Below are 18,937 nucleotides of genomic sequence, written 5' to 3' on the forward strand. Positions count from 1 at the left end.
CCGCCGCACCGCCCTGACCGGTATTCCGCAGGCTAGTCTCGGACGATGGGGAGCAGGGCAACGCCATGACGGCCGTACCGGTCGTGATCGGCGTGCGCGCCCCGCAGAACGGGCCCGTGCCCGCTGCGTCGATGGCCGGTGCTTCGATGGCCGGAGGCCTCGTCGACACGCACGGCCGGGTGCACCGCGACCTGCGCATCTCGCTCACCGACAGGTGCTCGCTGCGCTGCACGTACTGCATGCCCGAGCAGGGCAACGAGTGGCTCGCGCGCACCAGCATCCTGTCCACCGACGAGATCGTCGAGGTCGCCGAAGTGGCTGCCTCCCTCGGCATCCGCACCTTCCGCCTCACGGGAGGCGAGCCTCTGCTGCGCGCCGACATCATCGAGGTCGTGCGCCGGATCGCGCGGATCGAGGGGGAGGACGGCCCCGTCGAGGTCGCGATGACGACCAATGGCATCAGCCTGGCCCCGAAGCTCCCTGCCCTGATCGACGCCGGTCTCACGCGGCTGAACATCAGCATCGACACCGTGAACCGTCAGCGCTTCGCCGACCTCACGCGTCGCGACCGTCTCGACGACGTGTTCGAGGGCATCGCCGCCGCCGCGGCATCCTCGCTGCGCCCACTCAAGCTCAACGCCGTCGCGATGCGCGGAGTCAATGACGACGAGCTGGTCGAGCTGGTGGACTTTGCCATCGGGGTCGGCGCGCAGCTGCGCTTCATCGAGCAGATGCCGCTGGATGCCGGGCACACCTGGGATCGCGCGTCGATGGTCACACGCGAGGAGATCCTTGCGTCGCTGGGCGAGCGCTGGACTCTCGACCCGGTCGAGGGCCGCGGCGGCGCACCGGCCGAGAAGTGGCGCATCGATGGAGGCCCGCACGAGGTCGGCGTGATCGCTTCGGTGACTGCACCGTTCTGCGGGGCCTGCGATCGACTGCGGCTGACCGCCGACGGACAGCTGCGCAACTGCCTGTTCTCCAACGCCGAGTACGACCTCATCGGGGTGCTGCGGGGCGAGGGCTCGATGCCCGGCGACCGCTCCGACGGGATCGCCGACATGCTGCGCTCGTGCATACACGGCAAGCTGCCGGGACACGCGATCAACGACCCCTCGTTCCTGCAGCCGGCGCGCGGGATGAACGCGATCGGCGGCTGAGAGCGCCGTTGCTCGGCGGCTCGTCGTTCACAACTCAGGAGAGTACGAGCCTTCGGGGGCCGAAAGTCGACTTCCGGCCCCGGATGGTCGCGTTTGTCCTGAGTTGTGAACGCGGGCTCAGTCCAGGAACTCGCGCGCTGCGGCCGACAGGGCGGTGACGCCGACCTCGATGGTCGGGTGGATCTCCGGCGCGAAGTACGGGGAGTGGTTCGTCGGGATGTCCCTGTCGAGCGTGCCCGCCGCCATCGCCGCGGCGAAGGTCACCGGGTCGATGCCGCCCCAGAACCAGAACACCAGCGGAGCGCCGGTGTCGCGCGCGAACCACGACACGTCCTCGCTGCCGGTGAACATGCCGGGGTCCATGACAGATGCCTCGCCGAGCGCCCGCTGCAGCGCCGCCGTGACGCGGGCCGTGGCCTCATCGTCGTTGATGGTCGGGGGCAGGGTGTGGTCGGTGCGGATCTCGGGTTCCTTCTCGGCACCGGATGCCGCGGCCTCCGCCCGCACGATGCGCTCGACGCTCGCGAGAACCTTGTCGCGCATCTCATCGTTGGGGTAGCGCAGGCTGAGCTCGAGCTTCGCCTCGGCCGGGATGATGTTGTTCTTGAGGCCCGCGTGGATCGAGCCGACCGTCACGACGGCGACATCGCGGGGGTCGACCTCGCGCGAGGCGATGGTCTGCAGGCGCATGACGGTCGCCGCGGCCATGACGATGGGGTCGATCGTGGAGTGCGGCCGCGAACCGTGCCCGCCGCGACCGTGGAGCGTGACGGTCAGTCCGTCGGACGCTGCCATCTGCGTGCCAGGTCGCACGCCGATCGTGCCGGCGGGGAGCGGGGTGACGTGCTGACCGAGCACGATGTCGGGCTTCGGAACCAGGTCGAGCAGGCCGCCGTCGAGCATCGCCCGTGCGCCGGCGCCGTACTCCTCGGCCGGCTGGATGAGCACGACCAGGGTGCCCGACCACTCGGCGCGCTCGGCGACGAGCTTCTCGACGGCGCCGATCATCGCGGTCACGTGCATGTCGTGTCCGCACGCGTGCATGACCGGAACGGTGTTGCCCGCCGGGTCGATGCCCGTCGCGGTGCTGGCGTACGGCCGTCCGCTCTGCTCGCCGACCGGGAGCGCATCCATGTCGGCGCGCACCCACACGACCGGCCCCTCGCCGTTGACGAGCACGCCCACCACTCCGGTGACGCCGATGCCCTCGTGCACCTCCAGGCCCAGATCCCGCAGATGCGCGGCGGCGATGCCGGCGGTGCGGGTCTCCTGGAAGGAGAGTTCCGGATGCTGATGCAGGTCGATGTAGAGCGCTTCGAGATCGATCGTCATGGCCCGAGCCTAGCTGGGTGGTCTCCAGAGCCCGCCCGCGGCAACGAGACCCACCGCCCGCGCCCAGGCCCACCGTCGCCGGCGTCGGGAGCGGTGGGTCTCGGCGGGCGTGGTGGGTCTGAGCGGATGCCGCGAGGTCAGGCTGGGCGCGCGTAGGTCGTGAGCGCGGGCCCGGGGTGCAGCACGGCGTTCACGATCGCCCTGATCGCGAACTCGCTGGTCTCGCCGAGCTCGATCAGGTCGGGGTGCAGCAGCCACTGCAGCTGCAGTCCGTCCATGACCGCGAGGATGCTGGCGGATGCCGCGGCGATCGTCTCGGGCTCGGTCACGCCTTCTTGCGCACAGAGCTCGTGGAACGCGGCGGTGACCTCGCGGCGGAGCGTGGTGTACCGGTCTTCGAAGTACTCGCGGCCGGGGTGGTCGTCGGTCACCGATTCCGAGGACAGCACGGTGTACGCCTGCACGATGCCGGGGCGCAGCTCGTTGGCGAATGCGGTGCGCACGAGGTGGAGGAACAGCTCGGGGCCGTCGGGGATGTGCTTCTCCGCGAGGTTCGCGACGTCGGCCTGATCGCGGTACGCGAGCACTTCGAGCAGCAGCTTCTGCTTGGAGCCGAAGTGGTGCAGCACGCCGGCGTGCGTGATGCCGACCTGCTCGGCGACGTCGGCGAGGGTGCCGTTGGTCGAGCCCTTATTGCCGAAGATCTCCACGGCGGCCTTGAGGATCTGCTCGCGTTTCGCTCGGGTCGCCGGGCGCACGCGGGACGTCTCGTCGGTGTCCTTCATCACGACCCCCTCTCGCTTGTGATCGTGCACTTGCCATCTTACTTACCAGTGGGTAACCTCACGGAAGCTTACTTTCTCGACAGTAAGCAAATCACGACAGCCCCGGATCCCCATCCGACGGCGACGCAGCACAATGACCGTGCCCAAGGAGAAGCAATGAAGCTCAGAAAGTCTCTGATCGCCGCGACCGCGATCACCGCCCTCGGCGTCTCGGCCCTCGCCGGATGCTCGTCCGGCGGTGGCGATGACGCGAACACCGGCGATTCCCCCGCACTGACCATCGCGAAGCCCGACGGTGCCATCACCGCCGAGTCGAACAACCCCTACGTCGGCGACTCGTCGGCGTCGAAGTACGGCTACGGCAAGGTGATCTTCGAGACGCTCGGCCTGGTGAACCAGACCGGTGACCGTGGTGTCACCCCCTGGCTCGCCGAGAGCATCGAGTGGAACGACGACTACACCGCCGTCACGGTCGTTCCCCGCAAGGACGTCACGTGGAGCGACGGTGAGCCGTTCACCGCGGATGACATCGTCTACACCTACGAGCTCGTCTCGACGCCCGCCCTCGACACCGCCGGCCTCAAGTTCGAGGGCGCCGAGGTCGACGGCGACGCGGTGACCCTGACCTTCGGCGAGTCGAAGTACGTCAACCAGGCCCGCGTGCTGCACGTGCCGATCGTGCCGAAGCACATCTGGGAGAACTTCGACGAGCCGGCGACCGACCCCGTCAAGGGCGACGACCTGGTCGGCACCGGCCCCTACGAGCTCTCCAACTGGTCCACCGAGTCGGTCACGCTCGAAGCCCGCGACGACTACTGGGGCGGCGACCTCGCCGTGCCCGAGCTGCACTACGTGTCGTACGGCGACAACACCGCTCTCACGACCGCGCTCGCACAGGGTGAGGCGGACTGGGCGCAGGCGTTCATCCCGCAGGTGCAGGAGCAGTTCATCGACGCCGACCCCGAGCACAACGTGTTCTGGGCCGCTCCGACGACCGGCTCCGCGACGCTGTTCATGAACCTGCAGCAGAAGCCGTTCGACGACCCCGCGTTCCGCCAGGCGCTCGCCTGGGTGATCGACCGCGACGCGTACGTCGACATCGCACGCGAGGGCGCGAGCGAGGCCGTCTGGTCGGTGACCGGTCTCTCCTCGATCCTCGACGACGAGATCCAGCCCGAGTTCCAGGGCAAGGAGTACAAGGTCGATGCCGAGAAGGCCCGCGACCTGCTGACCGACGCCGGCTACACCTGGAAGGACGACGCACTGGTCGACCCCGACGGCACCCCCGTCTCGTTCACGCTCTCCGTGCCCTCGGGCTGGAGCGACTGGAACACCGCGCAGGAGCTGATCGCGGAAGACGTGAACGAGGCCATCGGCGCCGAGGTCAAGATCGACATGCCCGACTGGGGTGGCTGGCAGGGCCCGCGCGACGAGGGCACGTTCTCGGCGATCATCCACTGGCTCGAGGACAGCGGCACGGCGTACGGTCTGTACACGTCGACCATGGACCCGCGTTGGATCTCGCCGGAGGGCATCGCCGGCTTCAACTTCGGTCGCTTCGACGACCCGGCGGCGACCGAGGCTCTGAACAGCTACGCCAACGCCTCGTCGGATGAGCAGCGCACCACCGCGCTCGACACGCTGCAGACGATCTTCTCCGAGCAGGTGCCGGCCATCCCGCTGGGCGCGCACCCGCTGCTGGGAGAGTTCAACACCCGCAACTACGTCGGATGGCCCTCGGACGAGGACCCGTACGCCTCGGCCGACCCGACGCAGCAGAACATCGTGCAGATCCTCACGAAGCTGAAGCCCGCCGAGTAGAGCCCGATGGACTTCGACAGGCTCAGCCACCCACCCAGCCAGCCCTGGGTCCCTGAGCCTGTCGAAGGGCCGGCACTTCTCCTTCTCCGACGAAAGACGTTTCCATGACAGACCCCCTGCTCAGCGTGCGCGACTTCTCGGTCGTGTACGACGTCGATCCGCCCGTCGAGGCGGTGAAGAACGTGTCCATCGAACTGCAACGCGGCGAGATCCTCGGTCTCGCCGGTGAGAGCGGATGCGGCAAGACGACCCTCGCCTACGGTGTGCAGCGTCTGCTGCGCGCGCCGGCCGTCATCACCAGCGGCAGCGTGACCTTCCACGATGCATCCGGCGTCGACATCGACATCAACGCGCTCGATGTCGACGCGATGCAGCGCTTCCGCTGGGACAAGGTCTCGATGGTCTTCCAGGGGGCCATGAACGCACTGAACCCCGTCGCCACGATCGGATCGCAGCTGGAGGACGTGTTCGAGATCCACCGTCCTGACATGAACCGGCGGCAGCGCCGCGCCGAGGCGGAGGAACTGCTCGAGATCGTCAAGGTCGGCCGGCAGCGCACCCGCTCGTTCCCGCACGAGCTCTCCGGCGGCATGCGTCAGCGGGTGATGATCGCGATGGCCTTGGCGCTGCGTCCGCAGCTGATGGTGATGGACGAGCCGACCACCGCGCTGGACGTGCTGGTGCAGCGCGAGATCCTCACGCAGATCTCGCAGCTGCGGCACGAGTTCGGGTTCTCGGTCGTCTTCATCACCCACGACCTCCCGCTGCTGCTGGAGATCAGCGACCGGATCGCGATCATGCGCGAGGGCGAGATCATCGAGCTCGCCACGGCCGAGCAGATCTGGACGCAACCGCAGCAGGAATACACCCGGACGCTGCTGTCGTCGTTCCCCCGACTGACCGGTGCGAGAGGAGTGCTGACGCGATGACCACGCTCGAGTTCAGGAATGTCACGAAGTCGTACAACGTGCGCGGAGCAGGGCAGCTGAAGGCGCTCGACGACGTCAGCTTCACGCTCGTCTCGGGTCAGACCATCGGGCTGGTCGGACAGTCGGGCAGCGGCAAGTCCACGATCGCCAAGATCCTCACTCAGCTCGAGACTCCCACGCGCGGTGAGGTGCTGCTCGACGGCACTCCCCTCCCGCGCCGGGGCAAGGGGCTGCAAAAGTACCGGCAGCAGCTGCGGATGGTGTTCCAGGATCCGTTCGCCTCGCTCAACCCGTACCACTCGATCCGCTACCACCTCGAGCGGCCCATCCGGCTCGACGACGTCGTGCCCAAGAAGGACACCGAGGACGAGGTGCGCCGTCTGCTCGGCCGGGTGCGCCTGGATGCGGATGCGGTGATCGACCGCCGCCCGCACGAGCTCTCTGGTGGTCAGCGTCAGCGCGTCGCGATCGCCCGCGCGTTGGCCTCTCGCCCCTCGCTGCTGGTCGCCGACGAACCCGTCTCGATGCTCGACGTCTCCATCCGCCTCGGCGTGCTGAACCTGCTCGCCGACCTGCAGCGCGAGGAGGGCCTCGGCGTGCTCTACATCACCCACGACCTCGCCACCGCTCGCCACTTCAGTGACGAGATCATGGTGCTCAACCAGGGACGCGTCGTCGAGCGGGGGCCGGCGGATGACGTCATCCTCAACCCGCAGGATCCCTACACGCGCGAACTGCGCGCCGCATCGCCCGATCCGGACAAGCACTTCGCGACGGCATCGGGTGGGGCCATGAACGGAGGGGCACTGTGAGCACCGCATTCCCGCAGCTCGACGACAACGACCTCATCCAGCGCGATGCGCTCGAGGTTGGCACCACGGCGACGGTCGCCGAGAAGGGGCGCCGCCATGTGCCCTGGCGCTTCTTCGCCGGACGGGCGGGCTTCTACCTGTTCACCCTCTGGGCCGCCATCACGATCAACTTCTTCCTCCCGCGCTTCATGAAGGGCGACGCGGTCAGCTCGTACCTGGCGCGCAACCGCAACGTCAGCCCCGAGGCGGCGGAGTCGCTGCGCATCCTGCTCGGCATCGACTCCGACAAGTCGATCTGGCAGCAGTACATCGAGTACTGGGGGATGCTGCTGCGCGGCGACCTCGGCATCTCGACCCTGCACGGTCTGCGACCCGTGGCCGAGGTGCTCTCCGCTGCCCTGCCGTGGACGCTCGGTCTGGTCGGCATCGCGACGATCATCTCGTTCGCGATCGGCACCGTCGGCGGCGCGATCGTCGGATGGCGTCGGGGGAGCAAGCTCGACGCGCTGATCCCGATCACGACGTTCTTCAACACCATCCCCTACTTCTGGCTCGGGCTGATCGCCATCGCGATCTTCTCCTCCACGCTGAAGTGGTTCCCGTCGTCGCATGCCTACGACAAGGGGCAGCCGCCCGAGTGGAGCTTCGACTTCATCGGACAGGTGATCATGCACGGCACCCTGCCTGCGCTCACGATCATCATCGCGTCGCTCGGCGGCTGGATGCTCGGCATGCGCAACATGATGTTGACCGTGCTCGACGAGGACTACATCACGGTCTCGCAGGCCAAGGGCATGCCGAACAAGCGGGTGCTGTGGTCGTATGCCGCCCGCAACGCGGTGCTGCCGCAGATCCAGAGCTTCGCCCTCTCGATCGGCTTCATCGTCGGCGGCACGATCGTGATGGAGATGGTCTTCAGCTACCCCGGCGTCGGCAAGCTCCTTCTCGACGCCACCAACGCCAAGGACTACGCGCTCATGCAGGGCGTGTTCCTGGTGATCACGCTCTCGGTGCTCGTGGCCAACATCCTCGCGGATGTCGTCTACGCCTACCTCGACCCGCGCACGCGCCAGACGGAGGCTTGAGATGACCGTTCCCACATCTGCCAGCAATGCGGCCCCCGACGGCACCCCCGTCGTCACCGGGATGCCGGAGACCGCCACGTTGCGCTCGCCGGTGACCGGTGGCCCGCAGCGCAAGACCTTCTGGTCGCAGCTGGCTCAGGCGTTCGCGATGTTCCGCAACCCGAAGTCGGTCGCGGGACTGATCATCCTCGGGGTGTTCGTGCTGATCGCGATCCTCGCTCCCTGGATCGCGCCGTACGCACCGACGCAGAAGGACCGCGACGCGCTGCGCCAGCCGCCCTCGTTCGAGCACTGGCTGGGCACCACCCACATGGGCGAGGACGTGCTGAGCCAGATCATCTACGGCACCCAGGGCGTGATCGTCGTGGGCTTCCTCTCCGCCGTGATCGCGACCTTCATCGCGATCACGGTCGGCGTCATCGCCGGCTACGTGCGCGGATGGAAGAGCGAGTCGCTCTCGGCGCTGACCAACGTGTTCCTGGTGATCCCCGGCATCCCGCTGATCATCATCATCGCGTCGCAGTTCGAGAACCCGCCACTGATCGTGATCGCCGCCGTGCTGGGCCTGACCGGGTGGGCCTGGGGAGCACGCGTGCTGCGCGCCCAGACGATGTCGCTGCGCAACCGCGACTTCATCCAGGCCGCTCGCGCCAACGGCGAGCCGCTGCGCCGCATCATCACGGTCGAGATGCTCCCGAACCTGATGGCCCTGATCGCGTCGAGCTTCGTCGGCACAGTCACGGCGGCTATCCTCGGCCTCACGACGCTGGCCTTCATCGGGGTGATCCCGGTGAGCAATCTGAACTGGGGGACCATCCTGTTCTGGGCGCAGCAGAACGGCGCCTTCCCGCGACTCTGGTGGTGGTACGTGCCTGCGGGCCTGTGCATCGCGATCATCGGCGTCGCACTCTCACTGATCAACTTCGGCATCGACGAGTACGTCAACCCGCGCCTGCGCTCCGCCGGAGAGCGGGCCAGGGCCATGAAGAAGAAGGGGCTGAACGTGAACGACGCGGTCACCGCTGTGCGCACCGTCCCCCTGCCCGACACGAACTCCCCGAAGACCACGACTCCGACGAACACGACACAGAACACGAAGTGATGACCTCTCAGACGTTGACCACCGTCCTCCCCTACCAGGACCCCGCCCTCTCGATCCCGGAGCGCGTCGCCGACCTCCTCAGCCGCATGACGGTCGAGGAGAAGGTCGGGCAGATGCTGCAGCTCGACGCACGCGACGACCTCGACGACCACGTCGCGCGGCGCCATGCGGGCTCGATCCTGCACACCTCACCGGAACGCATCCTGCGCGCCAACGAGCTCACGGCGCAGACGCGGCTCCGCATCCCGCTGCTGGTGGGGGAGGACTGCATCCACGGGCACTCGTTCTGGCCCGGCGCGACGATCTACCCGACTCAGCTCGGCATGGCCGCCTCCTGGGATGCCGAGCTCGTCGAGCGCGTGGCACGTGCGACGGCCGAAGAGGTCGCGGTGACCGGCATCCACTGGACGTTCTCACCCGTGCTGTGCATCGCGCGCGACCTGCGCTGGGGCCGCATCGACGAGACCTTCGGCGAGGACCCGTTCCTGATCGGAGAGCTCGCCTCGGCGATGGTGCGCGGCTACCAGGGCGACGGTCTCGATGACCCCACCGCGATCCTCGCCACCGCCAAGCACTTCGCTGGCTACTCCGAGACCCAGGGTGGGCGTGACGCGAGCGAGGCCGACATCTCGCGCCGCAAGCTCCGTTCCTGGTTCCTTCCGCCGTTCGAGCGGGTGGCCCGCGAGGGATGCCGCACGTTCATGCTCGGCTACCAGACCACCGACGGCGTGCCGATCACCACGAACGACTGGCTGCTCAGCGATGTGCTCCGCGGCGAGTGGGGCTACACCGGAACCCTCATCACCGACTGGGACAACGTCGGGCGCATGGTGTGGGAGCAGAAGGTGCAGCCCGACTACGCGCATGCCGCCGCCGCGGCCGTGAAGGCCGGCAACGACATGATCATGACTACGCCGCTCTTCTTCGAGGGCGCGCTGGATGCCGTCGCGCAGGGACTGCTCACGGACGACGCCTTCGACGCCGCGGCCGCGCGCATCCTGACGCTGAAGTTCGAGCTGGGGCTGTTCGAGAACCCGCGCCTGCCCGGTACCGAGCTCGACGCCGTGGTCGGCAGCGCAGCGCACGCCGCGCTGAACCTCGAGGTCGCCCGGCGCTCGCTCGTACTGCTCGAAAACGACGGCGTGCTGCCCCTCGACGCCACGGCGCCGCTGAAGGTCGCGGTCACCGGTCCGCTGGCCGACGACGCGCAGACGCAGCTCGGCGACTGGGCCGGGGGTTCCGGTCAGGCCGGGTGGCTCGACGGCCAGCCGCGCGAGATGATCACGACCGTGCTCGACGGGCTCCAGGGTGTCGACGGCTGGACCGTCACGCACACCCGTGGTGCCGACATCCTGACGCTCGAGGACGATCCGCAGGGGGCGCTGTTCCCCGACGGGCAGCCTCGGCCCTCGATCGTGAAGCCCTGCGCACCGGACGAAGCGCTGATCTCGGAGGCCGTCGCCGCGGCATCCGAGGCCGATGTCATCGTCGCAGTCGTCGGCGACCGGATCGAGCTGGTCGGCGAAGGGCGCTCGACTGCGACGCTCGAGCTCATCGGCGGGCAGAACGCCCTGCTCGACGCGCTCATCGCGACTGGGAAGCCCGTGGTCATCGTGCTGCTCGCTTCGAAGCCGCTCGTGTTGCCGGCATCCGCCGCACAGGCCGCCGCCGTGATCTGGGCAGCGAGCCCCGGCATGCAGGGTGGGCGCGCGCTGGCCGAGATCATCTCGGGCGCTGTGGAGCCGTCAGGCCGTCTGCCGATCTCGTTCGCGCGTCACGTCGGTCAGCAGCCGACGTACTACAACCAGATCCGCGGGCAGCACGGTGACCGCTACGCCGACCTCACTCAGGCCCCGGCCTGGGGCTTCGGCGAGGGCCTCTCGTACACGACGGTCGAGTACTCCGACCTGTCGTTGGAGCAGACATCGCTCACCGCGTCCGACACGATCGTCGGACACGTGACGGTGACGAACACCGGGGCGCGCCCGGCGCGCGAGACCGCGCAGGTGTACGTGCGTGATTCGGTGACGAGCGTGAGCTGGACCGACCGCGAGCTCAAGACCTACCGCCAGGTCGACGTCGCTCCCGGGGAGTCGGTGCGGGTGCGCCTGGAGCTGCCAGTGGCGGACTGCACGATCGTCGACGCCGCCGGCGTCCGCATCGTCGAGCCCGGTGCCTTCGAGCTGCTCGTCGGCCCGTCCTCCCGCGAGGATGCGCTGCTGGCCGCCGGGTTCGAGGTCGTCTAGCCGGCATCCGCTTCTCGCCGAGACCCATCCTTCCCGTCGAGACCCACTGCGGCCGACGCGCGCGGTGATGGGTCTCGGTGGGGGCGGTGGGTCTCGGCGTCACTCCTCGTCGCGGAGACGGAGGGGGCCGACGCCCTGGGTGCCCAGGGTGTCGTCCGGGTTCAGCAGTCCGCAGGCTTTCATCGACAGGCATCCGCAGCCGATGCATCCGGTGAGCTCGCGCTCCAGGCGCTCGATCCCCTCGCGGCGCTTCTCCAGCTCGCGCTTCCACCGCCGTGAGGCGCGCTGCCAGTCGGCGTGGGTCGGCGTCTCGGTCAGCGGCACGTCCGCGAATGCGCTCTGCACATCGGCCAGTGGGATGCCGAGGCGTTTGGCGACCGTGATGAGTGACACCCGTCGCAGCATGTGCCGCGGGTAGCGTCGCTGGTTGCCCGGCGTGCGCGTCGAGGCGATCAGGCCGAGGTTCTCGTAGAAGTGCAGAGCGGATGCGGCGACGCCGGTGCGCCGCGTCATCTCGCCGATCGTGAGCGGCTCGTCGGCGGTGTGCGGGTGCGGTTCTTCATCCGTCGCAGACGTCATGTGCGTCTCCTCACTGCTCGCCGATTTGACCTCAAGCATACTTGAGGTTTTACGGTAGAGGTATCCCGAGGAAAGCCGCCCAGATGACCTATGTGATCGCCCTGCCGTGTGTCGATGTGAAGGACCGCGCCTGCATCGACGAGTGTCCCGTCGACTGCATCTACGAGGGCGAACGGTCGTTGTACATCCATCCGGACGAGTGCGTCGACTGCGGCGCGTGCGAACCCGTGTGCCCTGTCGAGGCGATCTTCTACGAGGACGACCTGCCCGACGAGTGGCAGGACTACTACAAGGCGAACGTGGAGTTCTTCGAAGACATCGGCTCGCCGGGTGGAGCAGCCAAGACCGGGATGATCCCCCACGACCATCCGTTCATCGCGGCGCTCCCGCCGCAGGAAGGAGCGGAATGAGCATCCTCGACCCGCGCATCGCCATCGTCGGAGCAGGACCGGCGGGGATCTACGCCGCCGACATCCTGCTGGGCCTCGCGCCGACCGCATCCATCGACCTGTTCGAGAAGCTGCCGGCACCGTACGGGCTGGTCCGGTACGGGGTCGCGCCCGACCACCCGCGCATCCGCAAGATCACGGATGCGCTGCACGATGTGATCAGCGATCCGCGGATCCGGCTGCGCTGCAACGTCGACATCGGCGCCGACATCACGATCGACGAGCTCCGTGCCGCCTACGACGGCGTGATCGTCGCGACCGGCGCCGATCTCGACGTGCGGCTCGACATCCCCGGCATCGATCTGCCCGGCTCCTTCGGCGCGGCCGACTTCGTGGCCTGGTACGACGGTCATCCCGATGTGCCGCGGGACTGGCCGCTGACGGCGGAGTCGGTCGCGGTGCTCGGCGCGGGGAACGTCGCGCTCGACGTGACGCGCATCCTCGCGGTGCACGCCGCGGCGCTCGAGCGCACAGACACTCCGGATCACGTGCTGGCGCAGCTCGGCGCGAGCCCCCTGCGCGACGTGCACCTGTTCGCCCGCCGCGGGCCGGCCGATGTGCGATTCTCACCCCTCGAGCTGCGGGAGCTCGCCGCGCAGCATGATGTCGAGGTCATCGTGGATCCGGATGACGTCGTGCTCGACGCACACGCGGAGCGCATGATCGCGCAGTTCTCGCAGCGCCGGATCATCGTGCGCACGCTCACCGAATGGGCCGAACGCGAGAACATCGGCACGGCATCGCGCCGCATCCACCTGCATCTCCGACAGCGGCCGGTGCGGGTGATCGGCGACGACGGGGTCACCGGGATCGAGATGGAGCGCACCGCATCCGACGAACTGGGGCGCATGGTCGGCACGGGCGAGATGCTCCGCTACGACGTGGGCGCCGTGTACCGCGCCGTCGGTTACCGCTCGACGCCGGTGCCCGGCATGCCGTTCGACGACGAGGCCGGAGTGGTCCCGCACGTCGAAGGCCGCGTGGTCGACGAAGGCGGGACGCCGATCCCGCGGCTGTACGCGACCGGATGGATCAAGCGGGGTCCGGTCGGACTGATCGGCTCGACCAAGTCGGATGCCGCGCAGACGGTGAAGCACCTGGTCGACGATCTCGCCGCCGCGGACAGCACCGCGCGTGAGGGCGATCCGATCGCGCACCTCACCGCGGCCGTCGACTTCGACGGATGGCTGCGCATCGATGCCGCTGAACGTAACGCAGGAGCCGACCGTGGGCGCGAACGGACCAAACTGGTGGAACGGGCCGAGATGCTCGCCCATGCCACACACGAACAGATGACGGAGATCTCTCGATGAGCACGAACCCGGTGCCGACCCCGGTCGGCGAAGCACTCAAGGCTGCGTTCCGCACGCACCCTGCGGGCGTCGCGATCATCACGGCGTCCACCCCCGACGGCCCGGTCGGGCTCACGGCGTCGAGCGTCGCCTCGGTGGCCGTCGACCCCGCGGCGATCATGTTCTCTGTCACGAGGGCCACCGGCTCGGCCGGGGCCATCCTCAGCGCCGACACCTTCGTGGTGCACCTCATCGACGACGAGCACTCCGCGCTCGCCCAGAGCTTCGCCACCAGCGGCGCTGACCGGTTCACCCCCGAGCAGGGCTGGACCGCGCTCGACACCGGCGAGCCGCACCTCGACTCCGCCCGCGCCGCCCTGCGCTGTCGGGCGCTGCACACCATCGCGGTCGGCACCTCCACCGTCGTGATCGCCGAGGTGCTCGAGGTGCTCACCGGCACGCAGGGGCGACCGCTCGTCTACGTCGACCGCCGCTTCCACGCCCTGCCACCCGCTCACAACGACTGAATATCCGCACACCGAAAGGAACACGCATGTCCACTCTGTACACGCTCCCCGAGCTCCCCTACGACTTTGCAGCCCTCGAGCCGCACATCTCCGGCAAGATCATGGAGCTGCACCACTCCAAGCACCACCAGGCGTACGTCACCGGTGCCAACACGGCCCTCGAGCAGCTCGCCGCCGCCCGTGAGTCCGGCACCCTGGCGAACGTGAACAAGCTCGAGAAGGACCTCGCGTTCAACCTCGGCGGACACGTCAACCACTCGGTGTTCTGGCAGAACCTCTCGCCCGAAGGCGGCGGGACGCCCGAGGGTGAGCTCGCCTCGGCGCTGGCCGACGAGTTCGGCTCGATCGACGCATTCCGCGACCACTTCACCGCCACGGCTCTGGGCGTGCAGGGATCCGGCTGGGCGGTGCTCGCCTGGGACAGCGTCGGCGCACGCCCGGTGATCTTCCAGCTGTTCGATCAGCAGGGCAACGCGCCCCTCGGCGTCATCCCGCTGCTGCAGCTCGACGTCTGGGAGCACGCGTACTACCTCGACTACCTCAACGTGCGTGCCGACTATGTCAAGGCGTTCTGGAACATCGTGAACTGGCCCGACGTGCAGCGTCGGTTCGAGGCCGCCCGCGCCGCGACGCAGGGACTCATCACGGCGCTCTGAGGCACCGGCCGAGGTGCCGTCGCAGGGGTGGGCTCAACGCAGCTGGGCGAACTTCTCCACGTCTCGCGTGGGGCCCACCACGAGGATGACATCTCCGTCGCTGAGCACGGTCGTCGCCTCGGCGTTGCGCCATTCGCCGTGGGTCGTGCGGTAGGCGGCGATCGTGACTCCGTAGGTCGACCGCACGGACGCCTCGGCGAGGGTGATGCGTTGCAGATGTGCGGGGGCCACCGTCTTCACGACGGCGTAGCCGCGGTCGATCTCGAGATAGTCGGCCGCGGCTCCGCGGACGAGGTGCGCGACGCGACGCCCCATGTCCTTCTCCGGGTAGACCACTCGGTGCACGCCGAGCTGTTCGAGCACGGCGCCGTGCTGCTCGTCGACCGCCTTCGCCCAGATCACCGGAACCTGCATCTTGAGCAGCAGCGATGCGGTGAGGATCGAGGCGGTGATGTCGTTGCCGATGGCCACGACGACACGGTCGAACTCCCCGACGGCCAGCTGCTCGAGCACCTCGACACGTGTCGAGTCCGCGCGCACGACCTGTGTGAGCTCTCCGTTGAGGGCTTGCACCAGGTCTTCATCGACATCGATCCCGAGGACTTCCGTCCCTGAGGCCATCAGCTCGAGCGCGAGTGAGGTGCCGAAGCGTCCGAGGCCGATGACGGCGACGGAGTCCGCTTCGGCGATCCGCCTGGCATCCTGCCCGAATGAGAGAAACCTGGACACGCTCGTCCTTCCGTTGTGAGGTGAGGGCCAACTGATCAGCCGATCGCCGGTCGTTCCTTAGGGAGATCGTAGGCGCTCGGTCTGTCGCGCAAGGCGAGAGCGGAACCGAGTGTCAGGGGCCCGAGTCTGCCCAAGAACATCAGCGCGACCAGGATCAGGTGCGCGGCCGGTGGCAGATCAGCGGTGATGCCGGTCGACATGCCGACGGTTCCGAACGCGGACACGACCTCGAACAGCACGCGATCGAGGTCGAAGTCGGTCAGGGCGAGGATCGCGATCACGGCCGCCATGACCGCGCCGAGGGCGACGATCACGACGGTGATGGCCTCGCGGTGCACGGCGCGCGACAGCCTCTTGCCGAAGATGTTCACCGCTGCACCGCCGCGCAGCTCCGTCCACATGATGAAGAAGAGCACGGCGAAGGTCGTGACCTTGATGCCGCCCGCCGTGCCGGCCGGACCGCCACCGATGAACATCAGAACGTCGGTGCCGAGCCAGGTCTCGTCGTGCATCTGTGCGATGTCCACGGAGTTGAAGCCTGCTGTCCGCGCCTGCACGGAGTGGAAGAAGCCGGCGAGTACCCGATCGGCCGGGGGGAGCTGGCCGAGCGTCCCTGGATTGTCCCACTCGAACAGGAGGACGTACGCGGTGCCGATCACCAGCAGCGCGATCGTCGCCGACAGGACGATCCGGGTGTTCATCGTCCAGTGCAGCGGGCGGCGGAACTCGCGTCTCAGTTGCCGGAGCACTGGGAATCCGAGACCTCCGAGGATGATCGCCGCGCAGATCGGCAGGCACACCCACGGGTCTGAGACGAACTGCATCAGGCTGTCGGTGTAGAGGGCGAAGCCGGCATTGTTGAAGGCCGAGACCGCGTGGAACACGGCATGCCATCCTGCCCGCAGGGGGTCGTAGCCATACCCCGTGAGGAATCGCAGGAACAGCACGATCGCCACGATCACCTCGATCGCGAGCGTGGTGAGGAGGATGCCGGTCGCGATGCGCTTCATGCTGCCGGCGCCCGGAGTCTTCGTCTCGGTGCCGGCGAGAATCCGCGACCGGACCGACAATCGGCGAGCGAGCACCAGGCCGATGAGCGCCGCGAAGAGCATGATGCCCAACCCGCCGAGTTGGATCAGCGCCAGGATGATGACTTTGCCGAAGGGGCTCCAGTACACCGCGGTGTCGACGACCACCAGGCCGGTGACGCAGACGGCGGAGGTGGCGGTGAACAGCGCGTCGCTCGGCGGCGTCCACGTCTGCGTGCTCGAGGAGATCGGCAGCATGAGCAGCATCGTTCCCACGATGATCGCCGCTCCGAACCCGAAGGCGATGACCTGGGCGGGGGCGAGGGATCGACGCCGACCGGCGCGACGGAGCAATGTCACGGATGGGACACTACCCGGTCGTGGCGTCTCGAAGTGGAATGATGCTGCGGCAGAGCCGAGAGTCGTGTCCTCGCCGCCTCGCGGGTGCGATCTGTGACGCCTCATGACGAGAGGCGCGCGCTGCGTGCGTGCAGTGTCTAGCCTCAGGAAAATGAGCAACGGCATCCCGCCCGAATCCGTCGCGCACGAGGTCCGCGAGCCGGTCTACGACTGGACCGATTTCGGCTTCGACACCCGCCAGGTGCACGCCGGTGAGTTCGACGAGCCCGAGTACGGGTCGCGCATCGCGCCCATCTACCTCAGCGCGGCGTTCCGCTTCGACTCGTTCGAGGAGAGCACGCGGCGGTTCAGCGGTGCGGATGACGGCCAGGTCTACTCGCGCAACCTCAACCCGACCAACGGCGTGGCCGAGCGGCGCATCGCCGCCCTCGAAGGAGGCACCGGTGCGGTCGTGGTGTCGTCGGGGCAGGCGGCGATCAGCGCGGCGATCCTCTCGATCACGGGCCAGGGCGAGCGCTTCGTCTCGACCGCGAGCATCTACAGCGGCACCCGCATCCTGTTCGCACGGTCCTTCGCCCGCTTCGGTGTCGGCGTCGACTACGTGGCCGATCCCACCGACGAGGCCGAGTGGGAGGCGGCGATCGGGCCGGACACCAAGGCGATCTTCACCGAGACCATCCCTAACCCCAAGAACGACGTGGTCGACATCGCAGCCGTCGCCCGCATCGCCGCGCGTCACGGCATCCCGCTCATCGTCGACAACACGATCGGCACGCCCTACCTCATAAGGCCCCTCGAGCACGGCGCGCACATCGTGGTGCACTCCGGCACCAAGTTCCTCTCGGGTCACGGCGCCGCGATCTCGGGCATCATCGTCGACGGAGGCACTTTCGACTGGGCGGGCAGCCCCCGGTCGTATGCGGGCATCACAGAGCCGCCGGCGCCGGGTGCGCCCAGCCCGCTCGAGGCGTACGGTGACCGTGCCTACGAGCAGTTCGTGCGCGGCGGAATCGTGAACGACCTCGGCCCCGCGCTCTCGCCGCTGCACGGCTTCCTGCTGCAGCAGGGCATCGAGACGTTGTCGCTGCGTATGGAGCGGCACGTCGAGAACTCCCGGGCGGTCGCCGAATTCCTCTCGCAGCATCCCGCGGTCGAGTACGTCGACTACGCCGGGCTGGCGGGGCATCCGCAGCACGAGATCGCGCAGCGCACCCTCGGCGGACGATCCGGATCCGTGTTCGCCGTCACGGTGCGCGGCGGACGAGCGGGAGCGGAGATCTTCATCGACAGCCTGCGCGTGTTCAGTCGCATGACGAACATCGGCGACGTGCGCTCCATGGTGTTGCACCCCGCCACGACCACACACCTGTCGTTCACGCCCGAACTGCGCGCACAGCTCGGCATCGACGACGGACTCGTGCGTCTCTCGGTCGGCATCGAGACCGTCGCCGACCTGATCGCCGACCTCGACAGCGCGCTCGCCGCGGTTGCCGCGCACCTCGGGCTGGCCAGCAACGCAGACAATCGGGAGAGTCGATAGTCTCCGCTCGCCGTTGAGTTCTATGGCGTCGCGTGGTCGGACCGGTCGGCGCGCACGACGGTGGTGGAGTCGACGTCGACCGCGACGCCGTGCGAGTCGGTGGGCTGCAGTCTGGCCAGCGGAAGCCCGCTCGCGTCGAGCAGCACCGAGTGCGTCTCGTCATCCGCGAATGCGTGGCCTTCGCCCCACTGGCGCATAGCAACGATCACGGTGAAGAGGTCGCGCCCCGCGTCTGTGAGCACGTACAGCTGTCGCCGACCGGATGGTGCCGCTTCGCGTCTGAGGATGCCGCGATCGACCAGGCGGCGGAGGCGCTCGGTGAGGATGTTGCGAGCGACTCCGGTGCGGTGCTGGAAGTCGGTGAACGAGCGGGCGCCGTCCATCGCGTCGCGGACGATGAGCAGGCTCCAACGGTCGCCGACGATGTCGAGTGTGCGTGCGACGGGGCAGTCGGGATCCGTCCAGGACGAGCCGTCGACGCTCGTGATGTGTTTCATCAGACCTC

At 68.2% G+C, this 18,937-nt stretch carries 18 protein-coding genes; 12 read left to right on the forward strand and 6 right to left on the reverse strand.

Annotation, left to right across the window (positions count from 1 at the left end; translation table 11 throughout):
- The first annotated feature begins 65 nt into the window (after positions 1-65).
- The gene (gene moaA / locus MRBLWO12_RS17520) at positions 66-1,160 is read left to right on the forward strand and encodes a GTP 3',8-cyclase MoaA (protein WP_363557788.1); all 1,095 of its coding nucleotides are present in this window, start codon (positions 66-68) and stop codon (positions 1,158-1,160) included.
- A gap of 117 nt (positions 1,161-1,277) precedes the next feature.
- Here moaA and MRBLWO12_RS17525 read toward each other — a convergent pair whose 3' ends face one another.
- Together MRBLWO12_RS17525 and MRBLWO12_RS17530 are read right to left on the reverse strand one after the other, a co-directional pair.
- Entirely contained in the window at positions 1,278-2,492 is a 1,215-nt protein-coding gene (locus MRBLWO12_RS17525; protein ID WP_363557790.1) for an amidohydrolase, read from the reverse strand.
- Positions 2,493-2,629: 137 nt separating this feature from the next.
- Positions 2,630-3,277 (reverse strand): TetR/AcrR family transcriptional regulator, encoded by a 648-nt coding sequence (locus MRBLWO12_RS17530; RefSeq protein ID WP_363557792.1) that lies wholly within the window; start codon positions 3,275-3,277, stop codon positions 2,630-2,632.
- Positions 3,278-3,433: 156 nt separating this feature from the next.
- Here MRBLWO12_RS17530 and MRBLWO12_RS17535 point away from each other — a divergent pair, with 156 nt between their 5' ends.
- The 6 genes from MRBLWO12_RS17535 to MRBLWO12_RS17560 all read left to right on the forward strand — a co-directional run bounded on the left by MRBLWO12_RS17535 (position 3,434) and on the right by MRBLWO12_RS17560 (position 11,272).
- Positions 3,434-5,098, forward strand: coding sequence for an ABC transporter substrate-binding protein (locus MRBLWO12_RS17535; RefSeq protein ID WP_363557794.1), 1,665 nt, complete (start codon positions 3,434-3,436; stop codon positions 5,096-5,098).
- Positions 5,099-5,202: 104 nt separating this feature from the next.
- Complete coding sequence (locus tag MRBLWO12_RS17540) at positions 5,203-6,027, forward strand: ABC transporter ATP-binding protein (RefSeq protein ID WP_363557796.1); 825 nt, start codon at positions 5,203-5,205, stop codon at positions 6,025-6,027.
- Positions 6,024-6,839, forward strand: coding sequence for an ABC transporter ATP-binding protein (locus tag MRBLWO12_RS17545; protein ID WP_363557798.1), 816 nt, complete (start codon positions 6,024-6,026; stop codon positions 6,837-6,839). Before MRBLWO12_RS17540 ends, MRBLWO12_RS17545 begins: the two co-directional genes overlap by 4 nt.
- A complete protein-coding gene (locus MRBLWO12_RS17550; RefSeq protein ID WP_363557800.1) occupies positions 6,836-7,924 on the forward strand; it encodes an ABC transporter permease in 1,089 nt (362 codons plus the stop codon). The genes MRBLWO12_RS17545 and MRBLWO12_RS17550 overlap by 4 nt, the downstream gene beginning before the upstream one ends.
- Before the next feature lies 1 nt (position 7,925).
- Positions 7,926-9,026 carry an ABC transporter permease gene (locus tag MRBLWO12_RS17555; RefSeq protein ID WP_363557802.1) on the forward strand — a complete coding sequence of 367 codons (1,101 nt, stop codon included), beginning with the start codon at positions 7,926-7,928 and terminating at the stop codon, positions 9,024-9,026.
- On the forward strand, positions 9,026-11,272 hold the full coding sequence (locus MRBLWO12_RS17560; RefSeq protein WP_363557804.1) for a glycoside hydrolase family 3 N-terminal domain-containing protein: 2,247 nt from the start codon (positions 9,026-9,028) through the stop codon (positions 11,270-11,272). The genes MRBLWO12_RS17555 and MRBLWO12_RS17560 overlap by 1 nt, the downstream gene beginning before the upstream one ends.
- 99 nt (positions 11,273-11,371) lie before the next feature.
- On the opposite strand, the gene soxR is transcribed toward MRBLWO12_RS17560, so the two are convergent.
- A complete protein-coding gene (soxR, locus tag MRBLWO12_RS17565) occupies positions 11,372-11,851 on the reverse strand; it encodes a redox-sensitive transcriptional activator SoxR (protein ID WP_363557806.1) in 480 nt (159 codons plus the stop codon).
- An 83-nt stretch (positions 11,852-11,934) separates the two neighbouring features.
- On the opposite strand from soxR, the gene fdxA reads away from it, so the two are divergent.
- The 4 genes from fdxA to MRBLWO12_RS17585 are packed head-to-tail and all read left to right on the forward strand — an operon-like array spanning position 11,935 to position 14,775.
- Positions 11,935-12,261 carry a ferredoxin gene (gene fdxA / locus MRBLWO12_RS17570; protein ID WP_363557808.1) on the forward strand — a complete coding sequence of 109 codons (327 nt, stop codon included), beginning with the start codon at positions 11,935-11,937 and terminating at the stop codon, positions 12,259-12,261.
- Complete coding sequence (locus MRBLWO12_RS17575) at positions 12,258-13,613, forward strand: FAD-dependent oxidoreductase (RefSeq protein ID WP_363557810.1); 1,356 nt, start codon at positions 12,258-12,260, stop codon at positions 13,611-13,613. The genes fdxA and MRBLWO12_RS17575 overlap by 4 nt, the downstream gene beginning before the upstream one ends.
- A complete protein-coding gene (locus MRBLWO12_RS17580; RefSeq protein ID WP_363557812.1) occupies positions 13,610-14,119 on the forward strand; it encodes a flavin reductase family protein in 510 nt (169 codons plus the stop codon). The genes MRBLWO12_RS17575 and MRBLWO12_RS17580 overlap by 4 nt, the downstream gene beginning before the upstream one ends.
- Positions 14,120-14,145: 26 nt before the next feature.
- Entirely contained in the window at positions 14,146-14,775 is a 630-nt protein-coding gene (locus MRBLWO12_RS17585) for a superoxide dismutase (RefSeq protein WP_363557814.1), read from the forward strand.
- 33 nt (positions 14,776-14,808) lie between these two features.
- On the opposite strand, the gene MRBLWO12_RS17590 is transcribed toward MRBLWO12_RS17585, so the two are convergent.
- Positions 14,809-15,504, reverse strand: coding sequence for a potassium channel family protein (locus MRBLWO12_RS17590; RefSeq protein WP_363557816.1), 696 nt, complete (start codon positions 15,502-15,504; stop codon positions 14,809-14,811).
- A 35-nt stretch (positions 15,505-15,539) separates the two neighbouring features.
- Positions 15,540-16,892, reverse strand: coding sequence for a TrkH family potassium uptake protein (locus MRBLWO12_RS17595; RefSeq protein WP_363557818.1), 1,353 nt, complete (start codon positions 16,890-16,892; stop codon positions 15,540-15,542).
- A gap of 151 nt (positions 16,893-17,043) precedes the next feature.
- Between MRBLWO12_RS17595 and MRBLWO12_RS17600 the strand changes: the two genes are divergently transcribed.
- Positions 17,044-18,432 (forward strand): O-acetylhomoserine aminocarboxypropyltransferase/cysteine synthase family protein, encoded by a 1,389-nt coding sequence (locus MRBLWO12_RS17600; protein WP_363557820.1) that lies wholly within the window; start codon positions 17,044-17,046, stop codon positions 18,430-18,432.
- 20 nt (positions 18,433-18,452) lie between these two features.
- Here the strand turns inward: MRBLWO12_RS17600 and MRBLWO12_RS17605 are convergent, their stop codons facing one another.
- Positions 18,453-18,929, reverse strand: coding sequence for a winged helix-turn-helix transcriptional regulator (locus MRBLWO12_RS17605; protein WP_363557822.1), 477 nt, complete (start codon positions 18,927-18,929; stop codon positions 18,453-18,455).
- Positions 18,930-18,937: the final 8 nt, after the last annotated feature.

Source organism: Microbacterium sp. LWO12-1.2 (assembly GCF_040675875.1).
GTDB lineage: Bacteria > Actinomycetota > Actinomycetes > Actinomycetales > Microbacteriaceae > Microbacterium.